The organism is Streptomyces sp. NBC_00009 (assembly GCF_045040855.1).
Classification (GTDB): domain Bacteria; phylum Actinomycetota; class Actinomycetes; order Streptomycetales; family Streptomycetaceae; genus Streptomyces; species Streptomyces aureus.
In genome coordinates this window covers 6809542-6832323 of record NZ_CP108312.1, presented here as the reverse complement: position 1 = coordinate 6832323, position 22782 = coordinate 6809542, and the positions used below count along the sequence as shown (strand labels likewise).

The 22782-nt window shown below is 72.6% G+C and carries 21 protein-coding genes and 1 pseudogene; 11 read left to right on the top strand and 11 right to left on the bottom strand.

Annotated elements, in window-relative coordinates; all coding sequences use genetic code 11:
• Positions 1–20 precede the first annotated feature (20 nt).
• From OHA58_RS30935 to OHA58_RS30925, 3 genes are all read right to left on the bottom strand, one after another.
• A complete protein-coding gene (locus OHA58_RS30935; RefSeq protein WP_405482835.1) occupies positions 21–917 on the bottom strand; it encodes a hypothetical protein in 897 nt (298 codons plus the stop codon).
• A gap of 91 nt (positions 918–1008) precedes the next feature.
• Positions 1009–2535, bottom strand: a complete 1527-nt coding sequence (locus OHA58_RS30930) for a hypothetical protein (protein ID WP_376541420.1) — start codon at positions 2533–2535, stop codon at positions 1009–1011.
• A 138-nt stretch (positions 2536–2673) separates the two neighbouring features.
• Positions 2674–3378: a GntR family transcriptional regulator gene (locus tag OHA58_RS30925; protein ID WP_405482834.1), complete on the bottom strand. Its 705-nt coding sequence runs from the start codon at positions 3376–3378 to the stop codon at positions 2674–2676.
• A gap of 159 nt (positions 3379–3537) precedes the next feature.
• Between OHA58_RS30925 and OHA58_RS30920 the strand changes: the two genes are divergently transcribed.
• Genes OHA58_RS30920 through OHA58_RS30900 form a run of 5 tightly spaced genes read left to right on the top strand, consistent with a single transcriptional unit; the run spans position 3538 to position 8001 of the window.
• Positions 3538–4839, top strand: coding sequence for an MFS transporter (locus OHA58_RS30920; RefSeq protein WP_405482833.1), 1302 nt, complete (start codon positions 3538–3540; stop codon positions 4837–4839).
• Entirely contained in the window at positions 4836–5693 is an 858-nt protein-coding gene (locus OHA58_RS30915; protein WP_405482832.1) for a putative hydro-lyase, read from the top strand. The genes OHA58_RS30920 and OHA58_RS30915 overlap by 4 nt, the downstream gene beginning before the upstream one ends.
• Before the next feature lie 33 nt (positions 5694–5726).
• A complete protein-coding gene (locus OHA58_RS30910) occupies positions 5727–6518 on the top strand; it encodes a LamB/YcsF family protein (RefSeq protein WP_405482830.1) in 792 nt (263 codons plus the stop codon).
• Complete coding sequence (locus OHA58_RS30905; RefSeq protein ID WP_405482828.1) at positions 6515–7135, top strand: allophanate hydrolase subunit 1; 621 nt, start codon at positions 6515–6517, stop codon at positions 7133–7135. The genes OHA58_RS30910 and OHA58_RS30905 overlap by 4 nt, the downstream gene beginning before the upstream one ends.
• On the top strand, positions 7132–8001 hold the full coding sequence (locus OHA58_RS30900) for a biotin-dependent carboxyltransferase family protein (protein ID WP_405482827.1): 870 nt from the start codon (positions 7132–7134) through the stop codon (positions 7999–8001). The genes OHA58_RS30905 and OHA58_RS30900 overlap by 4 nt, the downstream gene beginning before the upstream one ends.
• 78 nt (positions 8002–8079) lie before the next feature.
• On the opposite strand, the gene OHA58_RS30895 is transcribed toward OHA58_RS30900, so the two are convergent.
• The 5 genes and pseudogenes from OHA58_RS30895 to OHA58_RS30875 all read right to left on the bottom strand — a co-directional run bounded on the left by OHA58_RS30895 (position 8080) and on the right by OHA58_RS30875 (position 13527).
• Positions 8080–8937: an SGNH/GDSL hydrolase family protein gene (locus OHA58_RS30895; protein WP_405485259.1), complete on the bottom strand. Its 858-nt coding sequence runs from the start codon at positions 8935–8937 to the stop codon at positions 8080–8082.
• A 108-nt stretch (positions 8938–9045) separates the two neighbouring features.
• Positions 9046–10176 (bottom strand): annotated as a pseudogene (locus OHA58_RS30890) (glycosyltransferase); the annotation flags it as partial.
• The gene (locus OHA58_RS30885; protein WP_405482826.1) at positions 10173–11297 is read right to left on the bottom strand and encodes a glycosyltransferase family 4 protein; all 1125 of its coding nucleotides are present in this window, start codon (positions 11295–11297) and stop codon (positions 10173–10175) included. The gene OHA58_RS30885 and the pseudogene OHA58_RS30890, both read right to left, overlap by 4 nt.
• 140 nt (positions 11298–11437) lie before the next feature.
• Positions 11438–12856, bottom strand: a complete 1419-nt coding sequence (locus tag OHA58_RS30880) for a HEAT repeat domain-containing protein (protein ID WP_405482825.1) — start codon at positions 12854–12856, stop codon at positions 11438–11440.
• A 278-nt stretch (positions 12857–13134) separates the two neighbouring features.
• Entirely contained in the window at positions 13135–13527 is a 393-nt protein-coding gene (locus OHA58_RS30875) for an ankyrin repeat domain-containing protein (protein ID WP_405482824.1), read from the bottom strand.
• 282 nt (positions 13528–13809) lie between these two features.
• Here OHA58_RS30875 and OHA58_RS30870 point away from each other — a divergent pair, with 282 nt between their 5' ends.
• Together OHA58_RS30870 and OHA58_RS30865 are read left to right on the top strand one after the other, a co-directional pair.
• Positions 13810–14004: a hypothetical protein gene (locus tag OHA58_RS30870; protein WP_266668277.1), complete on the top strand. Its 195-nt coding sequence runs from the start codon at positions 13810–13812 to the stop codon at positions 14002–14004.
• Positions 14005–14040: 36 nt separating this feature from the next.
• The gene (locus tag OHA58_RS30865; protein ID WP_405482822.1) at positions 14041–15681 is read left to right on the top strand and encodes a hypothetical protein; all 1641 of its coding nucleotides are present in this window, start codon (positions 14041–14043) and stop codon (positions 15679–15681) included.
• 19 nt (positions 15682–15700) lie between these two features.
• On the opposite strand, the gene OHA58_RS30860 is transcribed toward OHA58_RS30865, so the two are convergent.
• Positions 15701–17200 (bottom strand): PLP-dependent aminotransferase family protein, encoded by a 1500-nt coding sequence (locus OHA58_RS30860; protein ID WP_405482821.1) that lies wholly within the window; start codon positions 17198–17200, stop codon positions 15701–15703.
• Between the two features lie 99 nt (positions 17201–17299).
• Between OHA58_RS30860 and OHA58_RS30855 the strand changes: the two genes are divergently transcribed.
• From OHA58_RS30855 to OHA58_RS30840, 4 genes are all read left to right on the top strand, one after another.
• Positions 17300–17968, top strand: coding sequence for a YitT family protein (locus OHA58_RS30855; protein WP_405482820.1), 669 nt, complete (start codon positions 17300–17302; stop codon positions 17966–17968).
• Positions 17965–18732 (top strand): glycerophosphodiester phosphodiesterase, encoded by a 768-nt coding sequence (locus tag OHA58_RS30850; RefSeq protein ID WP_405482818.1) that lies wholly within the window; start codon positions 17965–17967, stop codon positions 18730–18732. Before OHA58_RS30855 ends, OHA58_RS30850 begins: the two co-directional genes overlap by 4 nt.
• A gap of 46 nt (positions 18733–18778) precedes the next feature.
• Positions 18779–20137 carry an MFS transporter gene (locus tag OHA58_RS30845; RefSeq protein WP_405482817.1) on the top strand — a complete coding sequence of 453 codons (1359 nt, stop codon included), beginning with the start codon at positions 18779–18781 and terminating at the stop codon, positions 20135–20137.
• Positions 20138–20391: 254 nt separating this feature from the next.
• Positions 20392–20766 (top strand): RNA polymerase-binding protein RbpA, encoded by a 375-nt coding sequence (locus OHA58_RS30840; protein ID WP_081223278.1) that lies wholly within the window; start codon positions 20392–20394, stop codon positions 20764–20766.
• A 151-nt stretch (positions 20767–20917) separates the two neighbouring features.
• Here OHA58_RS30840 and fxsA read toward each other — a convergent pair whose 3' ends face one another.
• Both fxsA and OHA58_RS30830 read right to left on the bottom strand, forming a co-directional pair.
• Complete coding sequence (gene fxsA, locus OHA58_RS30835; protein ID WP_405482816.1) at positions 20918–21499, bottom strand: FxsA family membrane protein; 582 nt, start codon at positions 21497–21499, stop codon at positions 20918–20920.
• 69 nt (positions 21500–21568) lie between these two features.
• Entirely contained in the window at positions 21569–22336 is a 768-nt protein-coding gene (locus tag OHA58_RS30830) for a polyprenol monophosphomannose synthase (RefSeq protein ID WP_405482814.1), read from the bottom strand.
• Positions 22337–22782 lie beyond the last annotated feature (446 nt).

The following is a 22782-nucleotide window of genomic DNA, read 5'->3' as shown; positions in this document are numbered from 1 at the left end:
GGGCGGTGGTGCGTGGCCGGTCAGGAGTGGAAGGGGAGTCCTGCGTCGGCCACGAGTTCCCCGTCGTCCTCGTCCGCGGGCGGCAGGAGGCTCGCGGAGCCGTCCGTGACGGGCACGATGCCGAGGTCCGCCAGTTCGGAGAGGGCGGCGGTGCCGGCCAGATCGCGGACCTGGAGCTGATAGCGGGCCGTGGTGCGGTAGGTGCCGCCCGAGTCGTCGCCGGTTCTCTGCAGGAACCCGGAGTCGGTGAGGAACGCGACGGCCTTGCCGACGATGCCGGTGGTGGATCCGGCGAGGCGGCGCGCGTCCTTCGTGGCGCCGGTCGAGCTGCGCCGGGCCCAGATGCGCCACGCGGCCTCGAGGCCCGGGGCGTCGGAGGCCGGGTCGGTGTTCTCGCCCTGCTCCTCGGCGCGCTCCTCCAGGCGGCGGCAGGCCTGGCGGACGAAGGCGTCCACGCCGTTGACCGTGACGCGGCCGATGTACCCGTCGTCGGCGAGGTCCTCGGGGCGCGGGAACGCCATGGCGGCGACGGCGAGGTGCGCGAGGCCGTGCAGGAAGCGGTCGGTTCCGTCGGCGGAGGTGCGGCGCGCGTAGTCGCCCATCCGGACGGCGAAGACGGAGTCCTCGGCGGCGGTCACGGCCATCCCCGCGCGCGTGGAGACCTCCAGGACGACGAGGCCGAGCCCGGCGGCGACGGCGTCGGCGAGCCGCGCGAACGGCGGGTCCTCGCGGTAGCGCCGCAGCAGCTCGGCGTACTCCTGGTCGCGGGCGGGCTGCAGCTTGGGCTGGAGGCCGAAGGCCACGAGCCGGGCCGCGTCGGCGGCGTCGGCCGGGGTGACGGGCGCGCCGGCCGCCGGAGCCTCGGAGGGCTCCGCCTCGCCCCACGCGGCGTGCTCTGCGGGGTGATCGGTGGTCACGGCTGGTGCTCCTTGGTCAGGTCTGCTGCGAGGCTCGGGTGTAGGTCAGTGGAAGCGTGCGGCGCGGAGGCCCGGTGCGCTGAGATCGGCACTACGCGGCCTCCGTCCGGTCGGCCGCCATGCCCGCGGCGTCCAGCAGGGCCGTGCCGACGATGAGGTCGGCACCGCCGAACTCGGGGTCGTCGAGCTCGGTGCCGTCGTCCACGGCGAACAGCAGCTTCTCCTCGCCCTGCCGGTAGGCCGTGCCGACCGGCGGGCTGGCCGCGTGGACGGACAGCAGGGCGACCAGATAGGGCAGTTCGGGGTCGCGGCGGCGCGCCTCGGCGAGCAGTCCGGAGAGCCGTCGCGGCGCGTCGGAGGGGAGGTCGAGCAGCTCCATGGCGCTCGCGAGCTGCTCCTCGCTGAAGCGGCTGTCGTCGGGCGTCGCGATCAGGTCGGGCTCGGGCATCTCGACGCCGAGGTGCTCCCGCTCCTGGGGCGGCGTGAGGAGTATGTCGATGAGGTCCCCCACCCGTACGGACACGGGCGTCCGCATGCCCGTGCCGCGCGCGAAGAACGCGTCGGTGACGCGGCCCGCCTGCTCGACGGGCAGCGGCAGCAGGGGTGCGACGAGCTGCCCGTACAGATCGAGGCCCGCGCGCGCGGACGGCGCGGCGAAGGCCTGCCGGTCCTGCTCGGCGCGGAACAGCGGGCCCGCTTCGAGGAGGCGGGACTGGAGCTGCGTGTGGCGGCGGATGCAGTCCTTGACGATGTCGACGAGCTCGGCTGCCCGCCGCTTGTGCTCGGGGTCCTCGGACTCGTCGCGGGCCTTGCGGATGTTCGTGAGGATCGCGTTCTCGTGGCGGTACCGGTCGGCGACGTGGTCGAGCGCCTCGGCGATCATGTCCGGGACGGCGTTCAGCCAGTCCACCGCTCGGACGTTCCTCCGGGTCGCGTCCAGGGCCCTTCGCAGGGTCTCGGAGTACTGCACGGTCCGATACCTGGCCTGCTCGGCGGCGAGCTGGGCGTCGGCGAGACGGCCGCGGCTGATCAGCACCTCCAGCTTCACCTCGGCGGCGATCTGGGCGCTGGTGACGTCGGTGTCGAGGGCGCCCACCAGGACGTTGACCGCTTCGTCCGTGGTGCGGAGGTAGACGCTGCCCCCGTAGCCGGGGACCTCCTCGATCAGCTTGAAGTCGTAGTCCCTGCGGACATAGGAGCCGTCGGGCGCGAACGTGCCGTACACGGCGCGGAAGCCGCGGTCGACGCTGCCGACGTTGATCAGGTTCTCCAGGACCCAGCGGGCCACGCGCTCGTGCTCGGCGACGGGGCGCTGCGGGGCCTGTGCGCCGACGCGGGGGATGAGCCTGGCCACTATCTGCTCGTGGTCGGCGCCCGTGTCGAAGTCCATGTTGAGTGTGACGAGGTCGATGGCGGAGAGCGCCACCTCGGCCATGCCGTATCCGGAGTACTCGCCCGCGAGATTGGCCTTGCGCACGTCGAGGTCGTGCAGCGGCGCGGTGCAGGCGAGCGCGCGAAGGCGGCGCGCGAGCCCTTCGTCGGCGGCCGGGCCCGGTGCGGGCCGCGGCCCCGCGCTGAGCTGGGGCGGAACGGATTCCGTGGTGGCAGGCGAAGTCACGGAGCACAGACTAGGTCCTAGGTCTGACAACGGTCGAAACGGCGCAGAAGCGACCGCCCGCACCGCAGGCCCTGCGACCGCCCAGACCGCACGCCCCGCGGACGCCGCGCCGCCGGGTGCGGAGCCCTCCGCGGGCCGTCAGCCGTCCGGCTGTTCGCCCTCGGCGACCCGTCGGCCGTACACGTCGACCAGGCCCTCGCGGGAGTCGTCGAGGTACTGGGCGAGCAGCCGCTCGGCGTCGTCGCGGCGCCCCGCCTCCAGGGTCTCGAGGATCTCCTTGTTGCGGGCGAGATAGGGCTCGTGCAGGCGGCGGGGGTCGTCCACGACGTGGAACGCGAGGCGCAGTTCGGCGAAGACGCTGCGCATCAGCTCGTCGGTCCGCGCGCTGCCCGCGAGTGCCACGAGCTCCCGGTGGAAGTGGATGTTGGCGGTGGAGACGCCCTTCCACTCCCGCGCCTTTGCGGCTCGGAGCCCGTCGGCGACCGCGTCGGCCACGGCACCGAGGTCGTACGGGGGCCGGCCGAGGCCGCGTACGACGGCGCACTCGACGAGGCGGCGCGTGAGGTAGATGTCCTCGACGTCCTCGACGGTGAGTACGCGTACGAAGACACCACGGTTGAGCTGGTGCACCAGGAGCCGCTCGTGGGTGAGCAGCCGGAACGCCTCGCGCAGCGTGTTGCGCGAGACGCCGAGTGCGCCGCCGATGCTGTCCTCCGACAGCCGCGTCCCGGGCGGGAAGTACCCCTCCGCGATGCGGCTCCTGAGGATGTCCGCGACCCGCTCTGCGGTGCTGGTGCGCCCCAGGAGCGCGCGGTCGTCCGCCAGTCCGTTCAGTTCGGCCACGCCCGAATTCAAGCGCAGATACCAGAACGAAACAACATGGGTATTGAGGGATCGTTCAACGATCCTCTACCTTGGCGGGCAGACGCGGGTCCCCCCACGCTCCGCGTCCATCGGTTCAGCCCACTCAGGAAGCACCCATCCCCCTCCTGCGAGGTGCCCATGAGCACGACCCCACCGCCCGACGCGACAGCGACCGCATCTCCCGCGCGCCCTGGTGAACTCCCGCCCTCCGAGGGCGCGTTCGGCTGGCTGCGCGATCTCGGCCCGCGCGGCCGGCGCGCCTTCGGGGGCGCCTTCGGCGGCTATGCGCTCGACTCGTTCGACTACTTCACGCTGCCGCTGAGCATGGTCGCGCTGGCCGCGTACTTCGGGCTCGACAGCGGCCAGACCGGCCTGCTGACCACGGTCACGCTCGTCGTCTCCGCGATCGGCGGCGCCGTGGCCGGCGTCGTCGCGGACCGCTTCGGCCGCGTGAAGGCCCTGCTGATCACGGTCGTCACGTACGCGGTCTTCACCGTGGCCTGCGGCTTCGCCCCCAACTACGAGACCCTGCTGGTCTTCCGCGCCCTCCAGGGGCTCGGCTTCGGCGGCGAGTGGGCGGTCGGCGCGATCCTCGTCGCCGAGTACGCCACGGCCAGGAACCGCGGCCGCACCCTGGGGGCGGTGCAGAGCGCGTGGGCGGTCGGCTGGGCACTCGCCGTGGTCGTCTACACGCTGGTGTTCCAGTTCCTGGGCGACGACCTCGCGTGGCGCGTGATGTTCTGGACCGGGGCGCTGCCCGCACTCCTCGTCCTGTGGGTACGGCGCCGGGTGCAGGACGCCCCCAAGGCGACCGAACAGCTGGACACGAGCGCGCAGAAGGGCTCCTTCTCGGCCATCTTCGCTCCCGGCCTGCGGCGCGTCACCCTGTTCGCCGTCCTCCTGTCGACGGGTGTCCAGGGCGGCTACTACACGCTCGCCACCTGGGTGCCCACGTACCTCAAGACGGAGCGCGGCCTGACCGTCGTCGGCACCGGCGGCTATCTCACGTTCCTGATCTCCGGCGCCTTCGCCGGCTATCTGGCCGGGGGCTATCTCACCGACCTTCTCGGCCGTAAGCGCAACATCGCGCTCTTCGCGTTGCTGTCCGCGGTGAGCATCGCCGCCTACACGAGCATCCCCGACGGGGCCAACGGCCTTCTCCTTGTGCTCGGTTTCCCGCTCGGCTTCTGCATGTCGGCCATTTTCAGCGGCTTCGGCTCGTTCCTCAGCGAGCTCTACCCGACGGCCGTGCGCGGCACGGGACAGGGCTTCACGTACAACACCGGGCGTGCCGTCGGAGCCGTCTTCCCCACGCTCGTCGGGTACCTCGCCGACAGCTGGGGTGTCGGCGGCGCCCTGATCTTCGGTGCGGTGGGGTACGCACTCGCTGTGATCGCCCTCTTCGGACTGCCCGAGACCCGTGGAAGGGAGCTCCTGTGAACCGCACGCAGGACCGCCTCACGGAGACCCTCACCCCCGGCTCGCCCGCGAGCGGTACGGAACTCGTCGACAGCCACGCGCACGCGTGGAGCCCGGCCGAGGCCCGCGCCCGCATCCGCGCCGGCGCCTCGGGGCCGACCGCGGGCTGGTCGCGCGGCCACACGCAGGCCAACCTCATCTCGGTTCCCGCCGACTGGGCCTACGAGATGCTGCTGTTCTGCCAGCGCAACCCCAAGCCCTGTCCCGTACTCGACGTCACGGACGCGGGAGCCTGGACCACCCCGCTGGCTCCCGGCGCCGATCTGCGCACCGACCTGCCGCGCTACCGGGTGTGGGAGCACGGTGTTCTGGCCGACGAGCCGACGGACGTCGTCGACCACTGGCGCGACGACCTCGTGTCGTTCCTCATCGGGTGCAGCTTCACGTTCGAGTGGGCGCTGTCCGAGGCCGGTGTGCCGATGCGCCACATCGAACAGGGCAGCAATGTCGCGATGTACACGACCAGTCGCCAGTGCCGGCCCGCGGGGCGGCTCCGGGGGCCGATGGTGGTGTCGATGCGCCCGGTCCCGCCGGAACATCTCGCGGCGGCGATCCGGGAGAGCGCGCTGCTGCCCGCCGTGCACGGCAGCCCGGTGCACTGCGGTGAGCCGTCCGGGCTCGGCATCGAGGATCTCGGGCGGCCGGACTTCGGCGATCCCGTCGCGCCGCAGCCGGGCGACATCCCGGTGTTCTGGGCGTGCGGCGTCACCCCCCAGGCCGCGGTGATGGCCTCACGGCCGCCGTTCGCCATCACGCACGCGCCCGGCCGGATGTTCCTGACCGACGCCCGCGACGAGCAGTACCGCGTCGCCTGATCCCGCAACACCCCACCGGAAGAAGAGGGTTCCATGACCTCACTGACCACGCAGGCCCCGCCGACGGCGGTGACCATCGACCTGAACGCCGACCTGGGCGAGGGCTTCGGCCGCTGGCGCCTCACCGACGACGAGCAGCTCCTGTCCGTCGTCACGAGCGCCAACGTGGCCTGCGGCTTCCACGCCGGGGACGCGGCCACGATGCGCCGCGTGTGCGCCCTCGCGGCCGAACGCGGTGTCCGGGTCGGCGCCCAGGTCTCGTACCGGGATCTGGCGGGGTTCGGGCGGCGCGCCATGGACGTGCCGCCCGACGAGCTGGCGGCCGAAGTGGCGTACCAGATCGGCGCCTTGGAGGTCTTCACGCGCGCGGCGGGCACGCGCGTGGCCTACGTCAAGCCGCACGGAGCGCTCTACAACCGTGTCGTCCACGACGAGGAACAGGCCCGCGCGGTCGTCGACGGTGTCCGACTCGCGGATGACGCACTGCCCGTCCTCGGGCTTCCCGGATCACGCTTCCTGGAGGTGGCCGGCGAGGCCGGACTGCCCGTGGTGACCGAGGCGTTCGCGGACCGGGCCTACACCGCGCGGGGCACGCTCGTGCCGCGCGGCAGCGAGGGCGCCGTGGTGACGGACCCCGAGTCCGTGGTCGAGCGGTCCGTCGGCCTGGCCCGCTTCGGAACGGTCACCTCGCACGACGGGTCGCGTATCGCGGTACGCGCGCGCTCCCTGTGCCTGCACGGGGACACCCCGGGCGCGGTGGACCTCGCCCGACGGGTGCGGGCGCAGCTGGAGTCGGCGGGCGTCCGGGTGGAGGCCTTCGCATGAAGGCCCTTCCGGTCGGCGACCGCGCGCTGCTCGTCGAGGTCTCCGGAGGCGAGGAGGCCGCCGCGCTCCACGCCGAGCTGCTGCGCCGCCGCGCCGCCGGCGAACTGCGCGTACGCGAGATCGTGCCCGCGGCCCGCACGGTCCTCCTCGACGGCCTCGACGAGCCCGCGGGCCGCCTCGCCGCACAGCTGCCCCACTGGGAGCTCCCGCCACTGCCCCCGCGCAAGGACGACGCCGTGCACATCCCCGTCCGCTACGACGGCCCCGACCTGGCGGACGTCGCCGCGCTGTGGGGCGTTGCCGTCGAGGAGGTGCCGCGCATCCACGCGGCAGCCGAATTCCGGGTCGCCTTCTGCGGGTTCGCGCCCGGCTTCGGCTATCTGACAGGGCTACCGGCCCGCTACGACGTGCCGCGCCGGTCGACGCCGCGCACGTCCGTCCCGGCAGGCTCCGTGGCGCTCGCGGGGCCTTACACGGGCGTGTACCCGCGCTCATCGCCCGGCGGCTGGCAGCTGATCGGGACGACGGACACCGTGCTGTGGGACCACGCGCGCGTGCCCGCCGCGCTGCTCGCCCCGGGGACCCTGGTCCGCTTCGTACCGGAGGTGACCAAGTGACGGACCGTGCCATGGCCGTCGTCCGGGCCGGAGCGCTGACCACCGTGCAGGACGAGGGCCGGCCCGGACACGCGCATCTCGGGGTGCCGCACTCCGGCGCGCTCGACCTCCCCACGGCCCGCCTCGCCAACCGGCTCGTCGGCAACCCGCCCGGGGCCGCCGTCCTGGAGACCACCCTCAACGGGTGTGCCCTACGGCCGCGTTGCGAGGTGACGGTCGCCGTGGTGGGCGCGCCGTGCACGGTGACCGTGGACGGACGGCCGGTCGCCTGGGGCACGCCCGTACGGGTCCCGGCCGGCGCGCTCCTCGACCTCGGACCCGCGCTCTCCGGAGTACGCAGTTACGCGGCGTTCGCCGGTGGGGTGGCCGTCGAGCCGGTCCTCGGCAGCCGGTCGACCGACCTGCTCTCCGGGCTCGGCCCGGCCCCCCTCGCGGACGGCGCGGTGCTCCCTCTTGGCACGGTGTCGTCGGCGCACGCGCGCGTGGACGTGGCCCCGCAACCGGGGCCGCCCCGTGAGTTGGTGCTGCGGATCTCACTCGGGCCACGCGCGGACTGGTTCACAGCGGCGTCCTTGCGCACGCTGACCACGCGCGCGTACCGCGTGTCGTCGGCGAGCAACCGCATCGGCCTGCGAACGGAGGGCCCGCCCCTGCTCAGGGCGTCGGAGGGCGAACTCCCCAGTGAGGGAATGGTCCTGGGGGCCGTGCAGGTACCGCCGGACGGCAGGCCGGTCGTGTTCCTCGCCGACCACCCGACGACGGGCGGCTATCCCGTGGTCGCGGTCGTACGCCAGGAAGACCTGCCCGCCGCGGCGCAGGCGACCCCGGGCACACCGGTCCGTTTCGTCCCGGCGGCGGGCCGCTGACGGGAGACCGCACAGCGACCACCGACCCCCGGGGCCGGACCCGCCCACTACCACGTCACCTCACGCGCCGTCCGCCCCTCACGCCACGTCCGCCTGTTCCCCGCCCGCCAGCGCCGCGAGCGCCGAGACCACCGAGCTGGACGCCCGCAGGTCGAGGCGGGCGCTGGTGCCACGCGCCCCGTGGCGCAGTTCGTCCGCGGCGAGGGTGAGGAGCTGGGGGAGCAGGTCGGTGCACCGCCGTGCGACCCAGCCCGTGCCCGCCGTGGCGAGCCACAGCAAGGTCGCCGAGCGCGTGGGCGCGGGCCGTTCGGGCTGCGGCGACGGCGACGTGCCCTGGGCGCGCCCGTCGGCCGCGAGCAGGGCGTGGAACCGCGCGGCGAGCATCCGGTGCCCCCGTTCGCCGGGGTGCAGCCGGTCCGCGCTCCACATGGAGCGGTCGGCGACCCATGCCCCCTCGGCCGCGTGCAGATGCACGGCGCCGTAGCGCTCGGACAGGGCGTGGACGACCGAGTTCACCGCCTGCTGGCGCCTCGCGAGAGGCCGGCCGAGCAGGCCGGGCAGCCCCAGCATCGTGCCGGGGTCGGGCAGGCACGCCGTGAGCAGGACCGCGCCCTGTTCCGTGAACGCCGCGTACACGTGATCGAGGCGGGCCGCCACGGCGTGGATGTCGAACGTGCGGCGCAGGGTGTCGTTGACGCCGACGAGGACGGAGGCGATGTCGGGCCGCAGGGCGAGCGCCTGGGGCATCTGACGGGCGAGGACGTCAGATGTCTGGGCGCCGCTCACCGCGAAGTTGTGAAACTCCACGGGTGTGCCCTCCGGGGCGAGCCCGGCGGAGAGCAGCTCGGCCCAGCCGCGCCAGGCGTCGCCCACCGGGTCGCCGACCCCTTCGGTGAGGGAGTCCCCGAGGGCGACGAACCGCAGGACCGCGCTCATACGGCATCCCGCCCGGTCACCCGTATCGGCACGTCGACCGTCCCCGGGAGAGGAACGTCGCCCGTCCCCCGGAGAGCTACATCGGCCGCCCCCCCGGAGAGGCACATCGGCCCTCACCCGTACCGCGTCATGCGCGTGCAGGAAGGCGTCCACCGCGGCGCCCCACCCGAAGCACTCCGCACGCGCGCGTGCGGCCTCACGGCGTTCGTCCCGGGGCCGTGCGACGAGCTCCGTCACCGCGACGGCGAACGCCTCACCGGTGTCCTGTGCGACTCCCCCGGCGGGGCCCACGACCTCGGGCAGCGCCGACGACGCGCTGGCGACCACCGGTGTGCCGCAGGCCATGGCCTCGAGCGCGGCGAGCCCGAACGTCTCCGCGGGACCCGGCGCGAGGCACACGTCGGCGGCGGCCTGCAACGCCGCAAGCTGTCCGCGGTCCGCGACGTGCCCGAGGAACCTCACCGGCAACCTCCGTGCGCGCGCCTGCTGTTCGAGCCGCGCCCGCAACGGCCCGTCCCCGGCGATGACAAGCACCGCCTGCGTCCCCCGGAGACGCAGGGCGGCCAGCGCGTCGAGCGCGGTCCCGGGCCGCTTCTCCACCGACAGACGGGAGCACATGACGAGCAGCACCTCACCCACGCGCGCGTACCGCTCCCGCACGGCAGGGTCCCGCAGGCCCGGGTGGCAGCGCTCCAGATCGACGCCGAGCGGGGCGCGTACGACGTTGCGCGCCCCGATGCGGATGAACTCGCGCTCGGCGTACTCGGTCGTGCACACCACGCGCGCGTAGGCGTGCGCGGTGCGGGAGTTGAGCGCGTCGGCGGCGCGCAGGGCGACCTTCTCGGGCAGGCCCCAGGTCCGCAGGACGCCGTCGGCCGTCTCGTGGGACACCATCACGGCAGGCACCCGGGCACGCCGCGCCCACTCCCCCGTCCACCTCAGGGTCGTACGGTCGGACACCTCGATCCGGTCGGGGGCGAGACGCTCGAGCAGTTCGGCCACGCGCCGCCGGTCGGTGAGGACTCGGTAGCCGCCGGTGCCGGGAAGCAGCGTCCCCGGCAACGTGATGACGCGGCCCTGCGCGCTCTCGTGCTCGCCGGCCCGCTCCCCCGGCACGATCAGGACGGGCTCGTGCCCAGCGGCGCGGTAACCGGCCCCCAACTCCCGCAGGGCGGTCCGCAGTCCGCCCGAAGCGGGCGCGACGAAGTTGGCGAGACGCACGATCCGCAGCCCGCTCATGCCGCCACCGCCGTCCGCGCGTCGAGGACCTCTTCGTAGTGGCCGACCAGCTGGTCGCCGACGGCCTCCCAGGTCCGTCCTTCGACCGTGCTGCGGCCGGCTGCCCCGTAGGCGAGGCGACGCAGCGGGTCCTCGGCAAGCGACCAGACGGCGTCGCGCACGGCGGCCGCGACGCCGGGTGTGACGAGGAGCCCGGTCCGGCCGTGCGCGACGAGGTCCAGCGGCCCGCCGGCGGCGGGCGCGATCACCGGCACGCCGCTGGCCATGGCCTCCTGCACGGTCTGGCAGAACGTCTCGTAGGGGCCCGTGTGGGCGAAGATGTCCAACGAGGCGAAGATGCGGGCGAGTTCGGCACCGGTGCGGCGGCCGAGGAAGACGGCGCCGGGGAGTGCCTCACGCAGGCCGGGCTCGCTGGGGCCGTCGCCGACGACGACCACGCGCACGCCGTCGAGGGCGCACGCGCCTGCCAACAAGTCGACTTGTTTCTCCGGGGCGAGCCGGCCCACGTAGCCGACGATCAGCTCGCCGTTGGGGGCGAGTTCGCGCCGCAGGGCTTCGTCGCGCAGGTCGGGCCGGAAGCGGACGGTGTCCACCCCGCGCGGCCAGAGCCGCACGCGCGGCACCCCGTGCACCTCCAGGTCGCGCACCGCGGCGCTGGACGGGGCGAGTGTGCGGTCGGCGGCACCGTGGACGCTACGGATCCGCCGCCACGCGGTGGCCTCACCGGCCCCCATGTACGTACGCGCGTAACCGGCGAGGTCGGTCTGATAGACGGCGACGGCGGGGATCCTCAGCCGTGATGCAGCGGCCATGCCGCGCACGCCGAGGATGAACGGGCTGGCCAGATGGACGAGTTCGGCGCCGTGCGCGGCCAGGGCGGCGGCGACCCGGCGGCTCGGCAGCGCCACCCTGACCTGCGGGTAGCCCGGCAGGGGCAGGGACGGCACCCGTATGACGGGGCAGGGGGCGTCGGTGTCGGTGTCAGGGCCCGGCGCGGTGGCCGGGGCGATGACGAGGGGGTCGTGGCCGCGGGCGGCGAGGTGCCGGGCGGTCTGCAGGGCGCAGTGAGCCACACCGTTGATGTCGGGGGGAAAGGACTCGGTGACGATGACGACACGCATACCGGTGTTGTCGTCGCGTCGAGCGTGGGCACGTCAACGTGGATCTTTCCTGGCGAGGAACGTCCCATGAGCGTTGGCCCTCGCCCGCCGGCGGCCGGGAGGCAGCGTCCTTCGAGCGTTGCCTCCCGGAAAGCCGCCGGTCACAAAGCCGTCGCGTCCGGTCCTATTCTGCTGCGCACCGCGGTCTGCACCTCGGCCTCCTCGGCCGGGTCGGCGGCGAGTCTCCGGAGCTGGTCCACGACGCGCGCGTCGCCCGTCTCCGCGTGGCGCGCGGCGACCTCGCGGGTCGATTCCTCGCAGTCCCACAGGCATTCGACGGCGAATCCGGCGGCGAAGGACGGGTCGGTGGCGGCCAGGGCCTTGGCGGCGTGGCCGCGCAGATGGGACGAGGCGGTCTCTCGGTAGACGTGACGCAGGACGGGGGCGGCGCAGGCGATGCCGAGGCGTCCGGCCCCGTCGACCAGGGGCCACAGTGTCGGTGCGTCGGCGCCTTCGCCGCGCACCGCCTCGCGCAGTGCAGCCAGGACCAGTTCGGCGTCCTGGGCGCCGCCTCGGCAGGCGAGCATGCGTCCCGCGGCGGCGCCGAGGGCGTCGGGCCTTGGGGCCCAGCGGCGGGCGCGCTCCAGGGAGGCGACCGTCCGCATGCGTTCGAAGGCGTCGAGGGCGGCGTCCACGACGGCGTGCGAGGGGCTCTCCACAGCGGCCTCGATCAGATCGAGTACGTCGGGATCATGGGCGTCGGCGAGATAGCGCAGGGCCGTGCTGCGGGCGCCGTCGTGCCCGGTGAGCGCGGCCTGGACGATCTCGGCCCTGTCGCCGGGTCCGGCGACGGCGGTCAGGCAGCGCGCGGCGGGCACGTACAGGACGGCTCCCCGTTCGAGACCTTCCTGGGCCCAGTCGAAGACGGCCCGTACGCTCCATCCGGGGCGTGGCCCGGAGGGGCGCATCTGGCGCTGCCACTGGTCGAAGGAGCCGCGTTCCCGGGCGGCGCGCACGCGGGCGCCGATGGCTTCCCTGGGGTCGTCGGCCCACAGCCGCCAGGGGCGCGGTTCATAGGCGTCGCGCACGGCAGCGGCGAGTTCGGCGTCGCCCTCGGCGTCCTCGGGGAATCTGTCGAGGATGGGGGCGGCGAGCACGCGCAGCCCCGCGTCGTCGTCGCGCAGGGCCAGCTCGTCGAGCGCCCAGGCCCAGCTGGACCCGAAGGCGGCGTAGCGGCGCAGCAGCTCCAGGGCGTCGCGCCTGCCGTACGAGGCGAGGTGGCCGAGGACCGCGAGCGCGAGGCCCGTGCGTGACTCGTCCGTATTGAGGACGTCGTCGGGGTCGAAGAGGTGCCGCTCGATCTCCCCGAGCTCTCCGTGGAGGTCGAGGTAGAGACGGGCGTAGTAGAGCGAGCGGTTCTCCACCTGCCAGTCGTGGCGGGGGTCGCTCAGTACACAGTGATTGAGAGCCGCGAGCGCTTCGGCGCGCGGCGCCGTCAGCGCGTGCAGGGTGCCGTCGCCGCGGCCCCTCTGCAGCAGGCCGAGCAGCGTACCGCTGGGCGCTATGACCGGATCGAACATGGGAAACAGCCTCACATCAAGCGTCGACGCAACCGGGGGAACTGCACTACCTGGCCGCGCGACAACACTGCGGGGCGCCCGCCGTCTCTTGCTTGCTGTAGACCATCTTCCTCTGCCTCTCGTCTGTGGCCCGAATCGGACCGTTCACGGCCCACGCGGTGTGGCACCATCTGCCCCGCCGTCGCGTCCGTAAATCACGTCGTCATGATGACCCAGCGGTTCTTCCTGCCGCGACCACATTTCCTGCTCCCCCGTTCTGGCTGGTCAAAGCCGGTGTCTCAGGAAGTGCCGAAGAGCTCCAGAAGCTCCGCCTTGCCGAACATCCGGGCGGTGTCGACCGCCGACGGGGTCCCCGCCGCCGGGTCGGCGCCGCCGTCCAGCAGTGCCCGGATCACTTCGTCCGCGCCCTTGAAGACGGCGCCCGCGAGCGGGGTCTGGCCCCGGTCGTTGGCGCGGTCGGCGTCGGCGCCGCGCGCGAGGAGCGCGCGGACCGCGTCGGCGTGCCCGTGATAGGCGGCGAGCATCACGAGGGAGTCGCCACGGTCGTTCGTGAGGTTCGCCGATACGCCCGCGTCGACGTAGGAGGCGAGCTGTTCGCTCTCGCCCCGGCGCGCAAGATCGAAGATCTTGGTCGCCAGTTCCACGACCTCGGGGTCGGGGACTTCGCTCATCGGAACAGACCGCCTTTGCGTATACGGAGTGCTACGACCGTGCGGCCGTACGAGTGAATCGACAGAGTACTGCCCGGTTCGGCACATGAGCAGCGCCGACCGAGGCAAAGATCACGAAGAGCCCTGACGGCGGTACGGCACACACTCAGGAGGCTCACCGGGCGCCTGCCGAACGGGTGAAATCAAGAATATTCCACCCGTTTGCACCTTTTATCGTATAGATACATGCTGTGAGCCTGGAAGAACTCATGGTGACTGTCCCCATCGACCAGGAGAACTCAAATGATCCTGTCCATCTCAGGCGTGGTGCTGCTCGGAATCATCGCCTTCCTCTTCTTCCGCAAAGACGGACTCAAGCCATCGCACGGCCTGACCTGCGCCCTGTTTGGGTTCTACCTCGCGGGGACCGCCATCGCCCCGAGCATCAAGGCCGGAGGCGCGAGCCTGGCCGGCCTGCTCGGCGGGATCAAGTTCTGACCCCTCCCCCCTCGCACGCACCATCAGGAGACAGACGTGGCTCGGCGCCCCCTCCCCCGCATTCTGAGCAACGGCAGCGCCCCCATCGCCCGGAGCCGGGAACTGGCACGGACGGCAGCCGACGGGGCCACCGACGTACTCCATCCCCTGATCACGATCACCAAGGGCCTGGGCCGCCTGGCATCCGCCGGGCGGCACAAGTGGGCCGACACCCCAAAGGACCGGCGCGGACCGCTGTTGTTCCTGGTGGCGGCCCTGATCCTGGTCGTGGTGCTGATTCCGTACGGGCCGCTGCTGGCGCTCATCAGCCTGATGGCAGCGGCCGCGTGGAAGGGCCGGGACCACACCCCGCCGGCGCCGTCCGGCCCCGACAAGTCCCAGGTCGAGCGGCTCACCGCGCTCTACGAGGCGCTCGTCCCGTACTTCTCCGTCCCAGAGGACCCGAGCCCGCTCTTCGCCCACGGCGGCGAGTGGGAGAAGGCCTTCGAGTCGTACGACTTCGACGACGACGGGCGCGTCTCACGCATCGTGGTGCGCTACCCGGCGTATTTCACGGACGGCGAGGCCGACTCCCGCGCCCGCATCGAACAGCTCCTGCACGCCAAATCGGGCCGGGGCCGCGAGTACCACTTCGAGTGGGACGAGGAGGGCAACCGGCTGGCGGTCACCGTCCTGCCCCCGCTGCCCACCGACATCGCCGCCCAGCGCTTCGTCACGGCACCGGGCGAAACGGTCCTCGGCTTCACCGACGAGAGCGGCACCCAGCGGACCCTCCCCCTCGGTGACGGCGACAAGCAGCGCGATGTGCCGCCCGTCGTCTGGCGCACAGGCTCGCGCTCCACCGAGCCGCATCTCCTCGCCGTCGGCCACCCCGGCAGCGGGACCACCTCACTCCTGCGCTCGATCGCTCTCCAGGCCCTCCAGAACGGTGACGTCCTCATCGTGGAGGGCAACGGAACGGGCGACTACGCGTGCCTGACCGGACGCAGCGGTGTCCTGGCCGTCGAGTGCGGACTCGCCGGCGCGCTGGCCAGCCTGGAATGGGCGGCCAACGAGACGGAGCGGCGCCTGATCGCCGCGAACCGGGCGCGCCAGGCCGGCCACCCCGCGCCCGAAGACACCCGGCGCCCTCTGTGGATCCTGTTCGACCGGCCCAGCGTCCTCGGTCATCTGGCCGCGGCCGACGGGCGCAAGGACCCGCAGACCCTGCTCCAGGTCCCTCTGCGGCACGGGCGCGCGGCCAACGTCACGGTCGTCGTGGCCGACCAGTTCGACAGCCTCGACTCCCTGACCGACGCCGTCTGTCAGCACACACGCGCGCGCGTGGTGCTCGGCCCGGCCACGTACGACCAGATCGAGGACGTCCTCGGGGTCGCGCCCCACACGACGCCCACACCGGACGTCCCGGCAGGACGGGGCTACGCGCGCCTCGGCGCGGGGGCCGTCCACCGCCTCCAGGTGCCGGCCACCCCCGACCCGTACGACGACGCGACGAGTGACGCGGACCGACAGGCGGTGCTCGCGCTCCTCCCGCAGCGGACGACGCCGGCCGACGACAGCCCGGAGGCCGAACCAGTCGTCGAAGCGGCCGAGCCGGTCGAAGCCGTGGAAGCGGTGGAAGCGGTGGAAGCGGTGGAAGCGGTGGGTACGGTGCGGACGGTCGCCGCCGAGGGGTGACGGCCGGGCCCCACCGGCCCTATGCGATGAGCGTCCGCGGCGGCTCCGCCCCGGACGCTCCGCCTTCTCGCACGAGCCGCGCCGCCGCCCCGAGCCGCACCGCCGCCTCGTCGGCGACCGCCCCGGAAACGGTGAACGGCAGCCGCACATAGCCCTCGAAGGCGCCGTCCACCCCGAAGCGAGGCCCCGAGGGCACCCGTACGCCGACGCGTTCGCCGACCTCTGCGAGCCGGGACCCCGACAGACCACCGGCGCGCACCCACAGCGTCAGCCCGCCGACCGGCACGTCGAACTCCCAGTCGGGCACCTCTCGGCGCAGCGCGGCGACCAGCGCGGCGCTGTTGTCCCTCGCCTGGCAGCGGCGCAGCTCCACGGCCTCCTCCCAACCGCCCGTGCTGAGCAGCCAGTTCACGGCCAGCTGCTCCAGGACCGGCGTGCCGAGGTCGGCGTAGGCGCGCGCGGCCACGAGGCTGCGGATCACATCGGGCGCCGCTCGCACCCAGCCGATGCGCATGCCCGCCCAGAACGCCTTGCTCGCCGAGCCGACCGTGATGACGGTGGAGCCCGCCGGGTCGAAGGCGCAGACGCGGCGGGGCATGTCCAGGTCGGGGTCGAAGTGGAGCTCGGTCATGGTCTCGTCGACGACGAGCACCGTGCCGGCCGAGCGCGCCGCCTCGACGAGCTGTCTGCGCTGGTCCTCGTCGGCGAGCGCCCCGGTGGGGTTGTGGAAGTCGGCGACGACGTAGGCGAGGCGGGGCGCCGCGTCGCGCAGGACCTGCCGCCAGCGGCCGAGGTCCCATCCCGCGAGCCCCTCGGCCATGGCGACCGGGACGAGCCGGGCGCCCTCCTCGCGCATGAGCTGGAGGATGTTGGCGTACGAGGGCGACTCGACGGCGATGCGCTCGCCGCGGCCCGCGAACAGATGACAGATCGCGTCGATCGCGCCCATCGCGCCGGTGGTCACCATGATCTGCTCGGGCATGGTCGGAATGCCGCGGGCGGTGTAGCGCTCGGCCAGCATCTCGCGCAGCGCGGGCAGGCCCGCCGGGTAGTCGCCGTGGGTGTGCGCGTAGGGCGGGAGTTCGCCGAGCGCGCCCTGGACGGCGCGGGTCAGCCAGGGCTCGGGGGCCGGCAGGGCCGCGGTGCCGAGGTCGATCATCGAGCCGAGGGCCTCGGGCGGCAGGGGCTCGAGGCCGCGCGCGGGCAGCGGGTTCCCGGCCGGCACGGCCGTCCAGCTGCCCGCTCCCCTGCGTGATTCGAGGAACCCCTCGCCGCGCAGCGCCTCGTAGGCGGCGGCAACGGTCGTGCGGCTGACGGCCAGGGAGACGGCGAGCTCGCGCTCGGCGGGCAGGCGCGCCGCGACGGGCACGCGCCCTTCGAGGACGAGGAGGCGGATGCCGTCGGCGAGGGCGCGGTAGGCGGGCGGACGGCGGCTCCCGGGACCCGGAGGGCGCGTCTGCTGGGAGGTGAGCAGCCGGGCGAGCTGAGCCGCGCCGACCGCCGAAGTCCACTGAGCCATGGAGTCCAGTCCACCTTCCCCGAATTGGCCATGGTTGGCCTACGTTCCCAAGCCACAGAGTGTCATGCGACAGGCCACTACCACCACAGGGGGCTCCACTTGTCCGCGTCGTCCACGCCACCCGGCCCGGGTCTCACCCGGCGCCTTCTCCAGCTCTATGTCGGCCTGGCGCTGTACGGCGTGAGTTCCGGCCTCCTCGTGAAGGCGGGGCTCGGCCTGGAGCCGTGGAACGTGCTCCACCAGGGCCTCGCCGAACTCACGGGGCTCTCCATCGGCGTCGTGTCGATCATCGTGGGCGCCCTGGTGCTGCTGCTGTGGATCCCGATCAAGCAGCGCCCCGGCCTCGGCACCGTCTCGAACGTCTTCGTGGTCGGCATCGCGATGGACGGCGCGCTGGCCGTCGTCCCCGATGTGCACGCCCTCGGGATCCGGATCCCGCTGATGGCGGCGGCGATCGTCCTGAACGGCGTGGCGACGGGCCTCTACATCGCCGCCTCCTTCGGGCCCGGCCCGCGCGACGGCCTGATGACGGGGCTGCACCGGCGCACCGGCCGCTCGCTCCGTCTGGTGCGCACGACCATCGAGGTCGCGGTGGTCGTGACGGGCTTCGTCCTCGGCGGCACCATCGGCGTCGGCACCGTCCTGTACGCCGTGGCGATCGGCCCGCTGGCCCAGGTGTTCCTGAAGGTCTTCGCCGCCCCCGCGCCGCCCGAGGCACCCGCCTCGGTCGCCGGCACGTCACCCGAAGGGGCGATACTTCCGCGGTGACCACGCGCGTACGCCATCCGTATCTCGACCGTTCCGGACCGCTGGCCTTCGCCCATCGCGGCGGGACGGCCGACGGTCTGGAGAACACGATGGCGGCGTTCCGGCGCTCCGTGGACCTCGGCTACCGCTACATCGAGACCGATGTGCACGCCACGTCCGACGGCACGCTCGTGGCCTTCCACGACGCGACGCTCGACCGGGTCACCGACGCGGCGGGCCGGATAGCGGACCTCCCTTGGAGCGATGTGCGCCACGCGCGCGTGGCGGGCCGCGAACCGGTGCCGCTCTTCGAGGAACTCCTGGAGACCTTCCCCGACGTTCACTGGAACGTGGACGTCAAGGCCGAACCCGCGCTGCTCCCGCTGCTCGGTCTGATCGGCCGCCTGGACGCGTGGGACCGGGTCTGCGTCGGCTCGTTCTCGGAGGCCAGGGTCGCCAGGGCGCAGTCCCTCGCGGGCCCCCGCCTCGCCACGTCGTACGGCACGCGTGGCGTGCTCGGCCTGCGGCTGCGGTCCCTCGGGCTGCCCGCGGCGCTGCGCCCTTCGGCGGTGTGCGCCCAAGTACCCGTGGCCCAATCGGGGATACGCGTCGTCGACCGGCGCTTCGTCCGCGCGGCCCACGCGCGCGGGCTCCAGGTCCACGTGTGGACGGTCAACGACCGCGCACAGATGGGTGAACTCCTCGACCTCGGCGTGGATGGCATCATGACCGATCACATCGAGACGCTGCGTGACGTGCTCAAGGACCGGGGAGCCTGGACCTGACGGCCCGCCGGCCGCGTCCGGACACGGGGACAGCGAGGGGGCGCGGGTGGGCAGCGACACCGTGCGGGCGGAGCCGGCGGGCGACGAGGCGGCGCAGCGGCGCCGGGAGCAGCGCGGCTGGTACTTCTACGACTGGGCGTGCTCGGTCTACTCGACGAGCGTCCTCACGGTGTTCCTCGGGCCGTATCTGACGGCGGTCGCCAAGTCGGCGGCGGACGCGGACGGCTTCGTGCACCCGCTGGGGATACCGGTCCGGGCCGGCGCCTTCTTCGCGTACACCGTCTCCGCCTCGGTGATCATCTCGATCCTGGTGATGCCGCTCGCGGGTGCGGCCGCCGACCGTACGGGCCGCAAGAAGCCGCTGCTCGCGGTCTCGGCGTATCTGGGGGCCGCGGCGACCGCCGGGATGTTCTTCCTGGACGGGGACCGCTATCTCCTGGGCGGGTTCCTGCTCGTCGTCGCCAACGCCTCACTCGCGGTGTCGATGGTCCTCTACAACTCGTATCTGCCCCAGATCGCGCCCCCCGAGGAACGCGACGCGGTCTCCTCGCGCGGCTGGGCGTTCGGCTACGCGTCCGGGGCGCTCGTCCTTGTGGCGAACCTCGTCCTGTACTCCGGACACGACGCCTTCGGTGTGTCCGAGTCGACGGCGGTACGGATCTGCCTGGCCTCCGCGGGCGTGTGGTGGGGCGCGTTCACGCTCGTACCGCTACGGCGCCTGCGCGACCGGCGCACGGCACCCGCGGGTGACGAAGCGGCCACCGTGCCCGGCTGGCGTCAACTGGCCTCGACCGTGCGCGGCATGCGCCGCCGCCCGCTGACGCTCTCGTTCCTGCTCGCCTATCTGGTCTACAACGACGGCATCCAGACGGTGATCTCGCAGGCATCCGTGTACGGCTCGGAGGAGCTCGGCCTCGACCAGTCGACGCTGATCGTGGCGGTGCTGCTGGTCCAGGTCCTTGCCGTGGCGGGTGCGCTCGCGATGGGGCGCCTCGCCCGTACGTACGGCGCGAAGAACACGATCCTCGGCTCGCTGATCGCCTGGACGGTCACGATCGGGGCCGGTTACTTCCTGCCGTCGGGGGCGCCGGTGTGGTTCTTCGCGCTGGCGGCCGGGATCGGGCTCGTGCTCGGCGGCACGCAGGCGCTGTCCCGTTCCCTTTTCTCGCATCTGGTGCCGGCCGGCAAGGAGGCCGAGTACTACTCCGCATACGAGATGAGCGACCGGGGAATGAGCTGGCTCGGACCGCTCGTTTTCGGCCTCGCGTACCAGCTGACCGGCAGTTATAGGGACGCCATCGTGTCCCTGGTGGCGTTCTTCATGATCGGCTTTGTGCTGCTTGCCCGGGTTCCGGTGAGGCAGGCGGTGCGCGACGCGGGAAATCCCGTACCCACCCGGATTTAGCACCTGGAGCCAAAGGCCGGTAGTGTACGCGTTTGGCCTGCCAGGCGTACCGTTACTGCACGTCAATATCGCAAAACGCTGGGTGACATCTGCTGGCAGATGTGACAAACCGGGCGCCGGTGGGTACAACAAGGGGCGGCTACGACGGCGACGCATGACCCGGAACGGGAATCTTTACCGCCGACCGGACGTTGACCGGATGACGACGACAGCGACACCTGTCCTGTGGGCGACAAGCCCGGGAGGCACGATTCATGAGTGAGCGAGCTCTTCGCGGCACACGCCTCGTGGTGACAAGCTACGAGACGGACCGCGGCATCGACCTGGCCCCGCGCCAGGCCGTGGAGTACGCATGCGAGAAGGGACATCGCTTTGAGATGCCCTTCTCGGTGGAAGCCGAAATTCCGGCTGAGTGGGAGTGCAAGGTCTGCGGGGCCCAGGCACTTCTCGTGGACGGCGACGGCCCTGAGGAGAAGAAGGCCAAGCCGGCGCGTACGCATTGGGACATGCTGATGGAGCGGCGCACTCGCGAGGAGCTCGAAGAGGTCCTCGAGGAGCGGCTGGCCGTTCTCCGATCAGGTGCCATGAACATCGCGGTGCATCCGCGCGACAGCCGCAAGTCCGCCTGATCCTTCGGGAGCAGGGGAGCGCGACTGAAGAAGGCCGTGGGCCGGACACACGTCACGTGTGTCCGGCCCACGGCTTTTCGCACGTCCGGCGCCGGCCTTCGCATGTCCGGTGCCGGACGGGGCTCAGTGAGCTTCTGAGCCCCGCGCGGGCTCAGGGAGTGATCGGGGGGCGCGGACCCGCGTCGGGGCGCTGTGCGGGCCGCTCATCGTCCTTGATCACCTCGCCCTGGATGACCGTGCCGTCGGGCCGGTGCATCCGGGCCTGCTGGAAGGCGTCGCCGAGGGTCCCGGGGGTGGCCGACTGCATCTTCCGCTCGATGGTCCGCTCCGTGTAGCGGCTCAGGGCCGTGCGGACGGGCGGGACGAGCAGGAGAAGGCCCAGGGCGTCGGAGACGAGGCCGGGGATCATCAGGAGCAGGCCCGCCAGCATCAACAGACCGTTGCCCCCGGAGCGCTGCTCGCCCGCCGGGACCGCGCCGCTCTGCTGCTGTTGCAGCGTCTCGCTCAGATTCTTGAAGGCCCGGCGCCCGGCGCGCTTGATGACGACGGCGCCGAGGACGATCCCGGCGAGCAGCAGCAGGAAGACGGTGAACCCGCCGGCCGCGCCCGCCACCACGGTCAGCAGCCAGATCTCCAGGACCAGCCATGCGGCGATACCGAGCGGCAGGAACGTGCGGACCCGGGAACGCCGGGGCGTGGCGGGGCGCGAAGGGGGCGGTGTGCCTGTGGTCATGCCCCCAGTGTGCCTGGGCCCCGGCGCGAGTGGCGTAAGCGGGAGATCAAGATCGACAAAGGGTGCGGCTCAGGGCTGCTTGCGGCCGATCACACGTCCCACGCGCTCCCCCACACCCCACGCGGTGACCCGCCACAGCGCCTCGACGACGATGTCACGGCTCATCTTGGAGTCGCCGAGCTCGCGCTCGACGAACGTGATGGGCACTTCGACGACGTGATAGCCGGCCCTGACCGCACGTCGCGCGAGGTCGACCTGGAAGCAGTAGCCCTGGGAGGAGACCTCGCCGAGCCCGAGGCCTTCGAGGGTCTCGCGGCGGAAGGCGCGGAAGCCGCCGGTGACGTCCCGGATCGGCACGTCGAGCAGCAGCCGCGAGTAGGTGCTGCCGCCGCGGGAGAGGAACTCGCGTGACTTGGGCCAGTTGACGACCCGTCCGCCCGGCACCCAGCGCGAGCCGAGCACGAGGTCGGAGCCCTTCAGCGCGGTCAGCAGCCGGGGCAGTTCCTCGGGCTGATGGGAGCCGTCGGCGTCCATCTCCACCAGGACGCCGTAGCCGCGCTCCAAGCCCCAGCGGAAACCCGCGAGATAGGCCGCGCCGAGACCCTCCTTGCCCTGTCGGTGCAGGACCTGGACCTGGTCGTCGGCCGAGGCGAGCTCGTCGGCGAGCTTTCCCGTGCCGTCGGGGCTGTTGTCGTCGGCGACGAGGACATGCGCCTCGGGCACGGACGCGCGCACCCGGCCGACGATCGACTTGATGTTCTCCGCCTCGTTGTAGGTCGGGATGATCACCAGCGCCGTACCGAGAGGACCGAACTGCCGCCCACCGCCGTCGTTCACAGCTTCCCCTTAAGACTCCTGTACGAGGGGACCACCATAGCGAGGCCGCTTGTCGGCGCAGGTAAGGCGCCCTGCACGAAGCTGCGGGATCGGGGCCCGGTGCCCTTCGGGCCGGCCTGGGACCCGCTGGCTGCGGGTCTACCGAGAGCCGTTGTCTACTGAGCTTCCGGGCCCCACCCGGGTCGCACCGTCCCCCGTGCTCCCTCGGAGCAGGGAGGGACCGCCATCCGGCCGGAACGTTCCAGCGCCCCATGGCGCGGGTGCTGGGCCTGGCTCCCAGTGGCGGTGCACCGGTGCGGCGCACCGCCCCATGACCCAGCGGCGTTCATCGACTGCGCGGAGGTTCCCCGGCCGGACGTCCAGTGGTGGACCCGGCAGAACCTACCCGTCGACCGCGCCCAGCTGTCAACACCCGTTTGGCCTGCGGTGATTGGGGAAACCGCCTG

Excerpts from the sequence above, each read along its gene's own strand:
- OHA58_RS30840 (WP_081223278.1), top strand. The coding sequence starts at position 20,392 with ATGAGTGAGCGAGCTCTTCGCGGCACACGCCTCGTGGTGACAAGCTAC.
- OHA58_RS30910 (WP_405482830.1), top strand. The coding sequence starts at position 5,727 with ATGACCTCACTGACCACGCAGGCCCCGCCGACGGCGGTGACCATCGAC.
- OHA58_RS30905 (WP_405482828.1), top strand. The coding sequence starts at position 6,515 with ATGAAGGCCCTTCCGGTCGGCGACCGCGCGCTGCTCGTCGAGGTCTCC.
- OHA58_RS30895 (WP_405485259.1), bottom strand. The coding sequence starts at position 8,937 with ATGAGCGCGGTCCTGCGGTTCGTCGCCCTCGGGGACTCCCTCACCGAA.
- OHA58_RS30880 (WP_405482825.1), bottom strand. The coding sequence starts at position 12,856 with ATGTTCGATCCGGTCATAGCGCCCAGCGGTACGCTGCTCGGCCTGCTG.
- OHA58_RS30870 (WP_266668277.1), top strand. The coding sequence starts at position 13,810 with ATGATCCTGTCCATCTCAGGCGTGGTGCTGCTCGGAATCATCGCCTTC.
- OHA58_RS30860 (WP_405482821.1), bottom strand. The coding sequence starts at position 17,200 with ATGGCTCAGTGGACTTCGGCGGTCGGCGCGGCTCAGCTCGCCCGGCTG.
- OHA58_RS30885 (WP_405482826.1), bottom strand. The coding sequence starts at position 11,297 with ATGCGTGTCGTCATCGTCACCGAGTCCTTTCCCCCCGACATCAACGGT.
- OHA58_RS30875 (WP_405482824.1), bottom strand. The coding sequence starts at position 13,527 with ATGAGCGAAGTCCCCGACCCCGAGGTCGTGGAACTGGCGACCAAGATC.
- fxsA (WP_405482816.1), bottom strand. The coding sequence starts at position 21,499 with ATGACCACAGGCACACCGCCCCCTTCGCGCCCCGCCACGCCCCGGCGT.
- OHA58_RS30920 (WP_405482833.1), top strand. The coding sequence starts at position 3,538 with ATGAGCACGACCCCACCGCCCGACGCGACAGCGACCGCATCTCCCGCG.